Source organism: Microcystis sp. M49636_WE2, from assembly GCF_030065375.1.
Taxonomy (GTDB): domain Bacteria; phylum Cyanobacteriota; class Cyanobacteriia; order Cyanobacteriales; family Microcystaceae; genus Microcystis; species Microcystis aeruginosa_C.
The window spans coordinates 1-7,347 of sequence record NZ_JASJFG010000295.1 but is presented as its reverse complement, the minus strand read 5'-3'; the positions used below and the strand labels follow the sequence as shown (position 1 = coordinate 7,347).

Below are 7,347 nucleotides of genomic sequence, written 5' to 3'. Positions count from 1 at the left end.
GATAAATCGTGTGCAGAACACGAAACGGGTCGCTAGCTCAGCGGTAGAGCACTCGGCTTTTAACCGATTGGTCTTGGGTTCGAATCCCAGGCGACCCATAAAAACTTACTAATACAGAAAGATTGACTTGTCTTCCCCTGTTTACGGATTAGCCTTACATACCAGCAGTCCCCAACTAGGACTAGCCATCTCTAATTTCAGCGATGATAGTCGTCAACAAACTTGGGACTTAGACAGGGATTTATCGAACCTATTCCACCCCTATCTAAAACAGTTCCTGGCTCCGCAAAAATGGGCTGATTTAGCCTTTCTAGCCACCGCTAAGGGGCCGGGGAGCTTTACCAGTACCCGCATCGGTATAGTCACCGGTAGAACCCTAGCACAACAATTACAGCTACCGATTTTTACCGTCTCCAGTTTAGCGGCCTTTGCTTGGTCACAACGGGATTTTTACCCCGTCGATACCCATCTAGCCTTAGAAATGCCCGCCACTAGGGGACAATTGTATGTGGGCATCTATCGGGGTAATCGGGTTTATTTAGCTGATAGCCTGATGACTTTGGAACAATGGCAGCAGACTTTAGAAAACTTAACTATTTCCTATCAAAGATTAGCTACACCCAGCTATTTAGGCATAAATGCCCCCGCTATCCTCGATTTAGCCTATTTGGACTGGCAAATGGGAAAACGCCCCCATTGGTCCGAGGCGCTACCATTTTACGCGATGTGATTAATGGATCTCTTGCAAAAATCAAAAATCTGACCTTAGGTGAGGAGTAAGGAGCCAGTAGTCAGGATTCAGGAGAATTAAGAATGAGCATTAATCAATTAAAGGCTCTAATTAGGGTTTGCTGAATAAATCTAAAAACCTTGTTGGGTAAAACTTTTAGACTTTTTGGCCATCAAAAAGTAATGGATATGGGAGTGATCGGGGGGAAAATCCCTGGACTTTTTCCCTGAAAATTAGGTAATTGACCCCCTCAAAATCGGTAAAACCCTACACCCCACACCCTACACCCTACACCCTGCCACCACCGAAAAACTTTTTCAGCAGACCCTAATTAGGAATTCCCTCTTTTTTTCAAACTATAACCAGCTAATCCGAGGGTTAATAATCCTAAAACTGCGCTAGGTTCGGGTACGGGTTCAACGGAATAAATCGCCACATTACGACTCACTTCATTGGCAACAATTAACAGGGGAGTACCATTAGGACTATCGGCAGCGGGGATAAATAATAATCCTTCGGGAGAGATATCGCCTAATTGCGAATCGTTGATATAATTGGTGAACAAAGGATTACTAGGGTTGGTGATATCATAAACCATGAAACCGCCAGCCCTTTCTATTCCCACAAAACTATAGAGACGATTACCCACAGTTCCCAATGCTAAACCTTCCGGTTCCGGCCCGCGGTTATCGCTACGACTATCGAAACTGCTAGGAGTGCCATCGGAATTAAAAATACTAGCAGTTAGGGGAGTTGCCGAAAAAGTCGCTAAAATTTGTTCAAAATCATCGCCACTATCGAAGACTTGGGACAGTCCATTAGTGACATTCCAAATCGAAAAAGAACGACCACCATAGGCAAAAAGTTGGCTATATTGACCTTGGCCATTGAGTCCGTCAATGCTAGAAACATCTAAACGTCCGAGATTTTGGGTTAATTTCAATGTGGCCGCATTAGGGAAAGCATTGGGGTCTAAAGTTAGAGTAGAAACTCGTCGAGCCTCATTTCTAGTATCCCCTTCATTGGCAGAAATTAAATAGGTTTGTCCGGCGATGGTAACGGTGGCGATCGTATCCGGTTGATATAAGCCAAAAACCGGCCAATTATTAATTCTGACTGCTGGGGAATTAGTCGCTCCTCCAAATACTACCCCATCTTGATCGCTAGGATCCAAACCATTACCCGGTGCGTTAAAATTTTTGGCTCCTAGGGGTAAAATACTGGTGACTTGAGCGTTAACAATATTGACTATTGCAATAGCATTATTTTCCTGTAGAGACACCCATGCAGTGGTTCCATCGTCGGAAACGGTGATGTATTCCGGTTCCACATCTTGGGAAACCGTTTGACCGGGAAAAATACGGACTCCCTGACTTCTGAAAGTGTTCTCTTGACCATTAAAACTGGTAAAGGTAGCAGTGTTGACCGTGGGATTGAGAACACCAGCACTAAGATCAATAATACTAACGGAACCATCGGGATTGACACCATTAGCTGGTTCCCCCTCGTTAGCGACCAAAACCCGATTACCGTCAGGAGTAAAGGTTAACATATCTGGTAAAGCGCCCACAGTAACCTGACTCTGAAAGACACCATTAGTATCGAAAAATACTACACTGCCGTTATTGGTAATGGGATTAGCTTCCATGGCCAGGGCCACGATACCATTTTTGATGGCAACGCTGTTAACCCCCGCACCGTAGGAGCTAAGATCGAGCGATGATAAGGTAATAGGACTAGCGGGATTACTGATATCGGCAATATCTAGACGATTATTGGGACCGGTCAGGAATAATCTGCGACTAGAGGGGTCATAAGCGGGAATTTCTGCCCCGAAGTTATTAGCAGCAGTTGTACTATTGCCAAGACTGCTCAATCGGGTGATATTTAAAGCTGAGGCCGATTCGGTAACGATGTTGATACTGCCAGCAATTGACAGCAAGGTTAATAAAAATTTCCAATGGTGACGATAGATAGCATGAATCATATTTTTAGCTGAAAACCTGCAAAAAAAGGGCTAAACAATCGCATTTTTTCAGACCCAAGTTAAAGGAAGATTAAACAGGAGAGAAATTAAGGATATCTTCAAAATTTGGCCGAGAACAGTAAAAGCGAACTAGGAAAACGGGTTACTCGCTCGATTTTTAGTTGAACGGCTCATTTACCGGAGTGATAACATGGATTAGTATAAGCTCGATCAATATGGAATCAAGACTCGTGTTATCTACTCTCCTAGCCGATTTCAAGATCATTTTTGAACGTGACCCCGCTGCCCGCAACTGGTTAGAGGTACTGTTTTGTTATCCCGGATTACAAGCTTTACTGTGCCATCGCTTCGCCCATTGGCTATATCAGATCGGGATTCCCTTTATTCCCCGTTTAATTTCCCATCTTGCCCGTTTTCTGACTGGTATCGAAATTCACCCCGGCGCCCAAATAGGTCAGGGTGTTTTTATCGACCATGGCATGGGAGTGGTCATCGGAGAAACGGCCATTGTCGGTGATTATGCCCTCATCTATCAAGGAGTTACTTTAGGAGGGACGGGGAAAGAAAGCGGTAAACGTCATCCGACTCTAGGGGAAAATGTGGTCGTCGGCGCTGGGGCCAAGGTTTTAGGTAATATTTATCTGGGTAATAACGTTCGCGTCGGTGCTGGTTCTGTGGTCCTGCGCGATATTCCTGCCGATTGTACCGTTGTTGGTGTACCAGGTCGTTTAATCTATCGGGCCGGGACGCGGGTGGAACCCCTAGAACACGGTGATTTACCCGACTCGGAAGCGGTGGCTATTCGCGCTTTGGTGGACCGCATCGAACAACTGGAAAAACAAGTGTACGAATTGCGGCTAGAACGGTCAAAAGAACCAGATTATCGGATTAATTGCCCAGTTTTAGCCCATTTAGAAGAAGAAGCGAGTCATAGCTTTTGTCCTGCGGCCGATCGGGATATGCGCGAGTTTCTCGAAAGAGCGGTTTAACCCCGAGAATCTTCTGATATGATAGAAGACTGGTTTTCTAAATAAGTGGTTTTAATTAAATAGAAGATAGATTTTGCCTTCGCTCCCCCCTGCCCCCCCCTTAATCCCCCCTTGATAAGGGGGGTATCTGACAATTTTTAATAACTACTTACTTACTAGCTGAAACTCATTCATCAAGGCTATGATTGTTAAGGACTACTTGGCACCGTCCGATGGCTCAAACTGACTCAATCCGTATCCGTGGCGCACGACAACACAATCTCAAAAATGTTGATCTCGAATTACCCCGCAATCAGTTGATTGTTTTTACCGGAGTTTCGGGATCGGGCAAATCTTCCCTCGCTTTCGACACCATTTTTGCCGAGGGACAGCGCCGCTATGTGGAGTCCCTCAGCGCCTACGCACGTCAATTTTTAGGACAATTAGATAAACCCGATGTGGATGCGATCGAGGGTTTAAGTCCGGCTATTTCCATCGACCAAAAATCCACTTCCCACAATCCCCGCTCTAGTGTGGGAACTGTTACGGAAATTTACGATTACTTGCGTTTATTGTTCGGTCGTGCCGGTGAACCCCATTGTCCCCATTGCGATCGCAATATTGCCCCCCAAACCATCGATCAAATGTGCGATCGAGTGATGGAATTAGCCGAGAAAACCCGTTTTCAAATCTTGGCCCCGGTAATTCGCGGCAAAAAAGGCACTCATAAGCAATTAATCTCTAGTTTGGCCTCCCAAGGCTTTGCCCGGGTGCGGATTGACGGCAAGGTAGTAGAATTATCCGAGGGCATCGAGTTAGATAAAAAACATCTTCATGATATTGAAATTGTTATCGATCGCCTGATCAAAAAAGAGGGTTTACAGGAAAGATTAGTGGATTCTTTAACCACTTGTTTAAAGCATTCCGACGGTGTAGCGATTGTGGAAATTCTCGATGAGAATAACGAAGATAATCCCGAAGTTACCAAAGAAATTGTCTTTTCCGAGAAATTTGCCTGTCCCGAACACGGGGCAGTTATGGAAGAATTATCTCCCCGTTTATTCTCTTTTAATTCTCCCTATGGTGCTTGTCCCAACTGTCACGGATTGGGCAGTTTACGGAAATTTTCGGCAGATTTAGTCATTCCAGACCCGAAACAACCAGTATATTCTGCTATTGCCCCCTGGTCAGATAAGGATAATTCCTACTATCTTTCTCTCCTCTACGGTTTAGGGCAAGCTTTAGGTTTTGAAATCCAAACTCCTTGGCATAAACTAACAAAAACCCAGCAAGATATCATTCTCTATGGTAGTAAAGAACCGATCTATTTTGAAGATGATTACCGTTACGATACTGGTCGCGGTTACTATCGAGAATTTGCCGGAGTTATCAATATCTTAGATAGGAATTATCAAGAAACCACTTCGGAAGTTATTAAACAAAGACTAGAAAAATATATTGTTAACCAAACCTGCGAAGTTTGTCACGGAAAAAGATTAAAACCGGAAGCTTTATCGGTACGTTTAGGACAATATACGATCACGGATTTTACCGGAGTTCCCATTCGGGATTGTTTGCAGAGAATTAATGATTGTCATTTAACCCCAAGACAGGCATTAATTGGGGAATTAGCCCTCAAAGAAATCAAAGCGAGACTACAATTTTTAATCGATGTGGGATTAGATTATCTTACCCTCGATCGACCAGCGATGACTTTATCCGGGGGAGAATCCCAACGAATTCGATTAGCGACTCAAATCGGTTCGGGATTAACGGGAGTCTTATACGTTCTCGATGAACCTAGCATCGGATTACACCAAAGAGATAATAGTAAACTGTTAGAAACCCTGCAAAGATTGCGAGATTTAGGTAATACTTTAATCGTCGTCGAACACGATGAAGAAACGATTCGGGCAGCCGATTATGTGGTCGATATCGGTCCGAAAGCGGGGATTCATGGCGGAGAAATCATCTGTCAAGGCAGTTTTAAAACCCTTTTAAAGTCCAAAAAATCGATAACAGGGGCCTACCTATCGGGACGCAAAGTTATTGAAACTCCTCACCAAAGAAGGGAAGGGAATGGTAATGCTTTAGTTTTAAAAAATTGCCATCAAAATAACCTAAGAAATATTGATGTAACGATTCCTTTAGGAAAATTAGTCTCGATTACGGGGGTATCTGGTTCAGGCAAATCCACCCTAATTAATGAGTTATTATATCCAGCTTTACAACATCATTTAACCCGTTTAACTCCCTTCCCCAAAGAGTTAGATAAAGTGGAAGGATTGGACGCGGTTGATAAAGTAATTGTCATCGACCAATCACCGATAGGACGCACTCCTCGGTCAAATCCTGCCACCTATACGGGGGTTTTTGACATTATTCGCGAGATTTTCACCGAAACCATCGAAGCAAAAGCTAGGGGTTACAAAGCGGGGCAGTTTTCTTTTAATGTTAAGGGAGGACGCTGTGAAGCTTGCCTAGGCCAAGGGGTAAACGTCATCGAGATGAATTTTCTCCCCGATGTCTATGTGCAGTGTGATGTGTGTAAAGGGGCGCGTTATAATCGGGAAACCCTACAGGTTAAGTATAAAGGTTATTCGATCGCCGATGTCTTAGATATGACGATCGAGGAAGCATTAAAGGTCTTTGAAAATGTCCCCCGGGCCACCACCAGATTACAAACTCTCGTGGATGTGGGTTTAGGATACTGTAAACTCGGTCAAAGCGCCCCCACTTTATCCGGTGGGGAAGCGCAAAGGGTGAAATTAGCGGCCGAATTATCCCGACGGGCCACGGGAAAAACCCTATATTTGATCGATGAACCGACTACGGGGTTATCTTTTTATGATGTGCATCATCTCTTAGATGTGTTACAAAGATTGGTCGATAAAGGTAATTCGATTATCGTCATCGAACATAATCTCGACGTGATTCGCTGTAGCGATTGGATTATTGATTTGGGACCGGAAGGAGGGGACAAGGGAGGAGAATTAATCGCGGTGGGAACACCGGAAACCGTGGCTAAATGTGAAAAATCCTACACCGGTCATTATCTTGCCCAAGCATTACTTCAATATCCCCCAAAAAAGCGGGATAATATTAGGGAAGAACACAGAGATAATAAAGCCAATGATCAAGATTAGTATTTAACTCTTGTTCGCTTTTAATTTCCTGACCGGTTTTCCAAGAATAAATTTTAATCTCTTGAAAGTAAGACTTTAACTGTCTTAATTGTTCTTTGGGGGTGGCGTAATAATTTTGGAGACGAAAATTATGGGGTTCATCCCGAATAATTGCATAGTCAGCAGTCAATAACTTTTGGTAGCTAAGAGAGGGATTACAGGCACGCAAAATCACCCAGAGGACTAAATTTACATAGCTACTAAAAGGATTGAAACTAATCTTTTTTTTCCAATCAAATTCTGGGATAATTCCCTGAAGATTATGACTAGAAAAACAAAAATAACCGCCAGTTTTACCGATGCGGCTAATTTCCTCTAAAACTAGAAAACGGTCAGCAGGGGAAATATAATCAATGCCATTAAAACTAAAGAGAATAAAATCAAAATAATTATCGGCAAATTGTTCTAGATTTCTAGCATCGGCCACTTGCCAGACTAAATGGGGGAATTTTTGACGACAAGCGGCGATCATTTCCG

The 7,347-nt window shown here is 43.7% G+C and carries 5 protein-coding genes and 1 tRNA gene; 4 read left to right on the top strand and 2 right to left on the bottom strand.

Going from position 1 to position 7,347, the window contains the following annotated elements; all coding sequences use genetic code 11:
• The first annotated feature begins 26 nt into the window (after positions 1-26).
• A tRNA-Lys gene (locus PX484_RS07065) sits at positions 27-98 on the top strand.
• Between the two features lie 29 nt (positions 99-127).
• Positions 128-730, top strand: a complete 603-nt coding sequence (gene tsaB, locus PX484_RS07060) for a tRNA (adenosine(37)-N6)-threonylcarbamoyltransferase complex dimerization subunit type 1 TsaB (RefSeq protein WP_287766360.1) — start codon at positions 128-130, stop codon at positions 728-730.
• A 331-nt stretch (positions 731-1,061) separates the two neighbouring features.
• Here the strand turns inward: tsaB and PX484_RS07055 are convergent, their stop codons facing one another.
• Positions 1,062-2,717 carry a choice-of-anchor I family protein gene (locus PX484_RS07055; protein ID WP_287766361.1) on the bottom strand — a complete coding sequence of 552 codons (1,656 nt, stop codon included), beginning with the start codon at positions 2,715-2,717 and terminating at the stop codon, positions 1,062-1,064.
• A gap of 215 nt (positions 2,718-2,932) precedes the next feature.
• On the opposite strand from PX484_RS07055, the gene cysE reads away from it, so the two are divergent.
• Both cysE and uvrA read left to right on the top strand, forming a co-directional pair.
• On the top strand, positions 2,933-3,706 hold the full coding sequence (cysE, locus tag PX484_RS07050; RefSeq protein WP_002800356.1) for a serine O-acetyltransferase: 774 nt from the start codon (positions 2,933-2,935) through the stop codon (positions 3,704-3,706).
• 212 nt (positions 3,707-3,918) lie between these two features.
• A complete protein-coding gene (gene uvrA / locus PX484_RS07045; protein WP_002800357.1) occupies positions 3,919-6,831 on the top strand; it encodes an excinuclease ABC subunit UvrA in 2,913 nt (970 codons plus the stop codon).
• On the opposite strand, the gene PX484_RS07040 is transcribed toward uvrA, so the two are convergent.
• Positions 6,788-7,347, bottom strand: a 560-nt coding sequence (locus PX484_RS07040) for a class I SAM-dependent methyltransferase (RefSeq protein ID WP_288103267.1), incomplete at its 5' end; no start/stop codon positions are given. The genes uvrA and PX484_RS07040 overlap by 44 nt on opposite strands.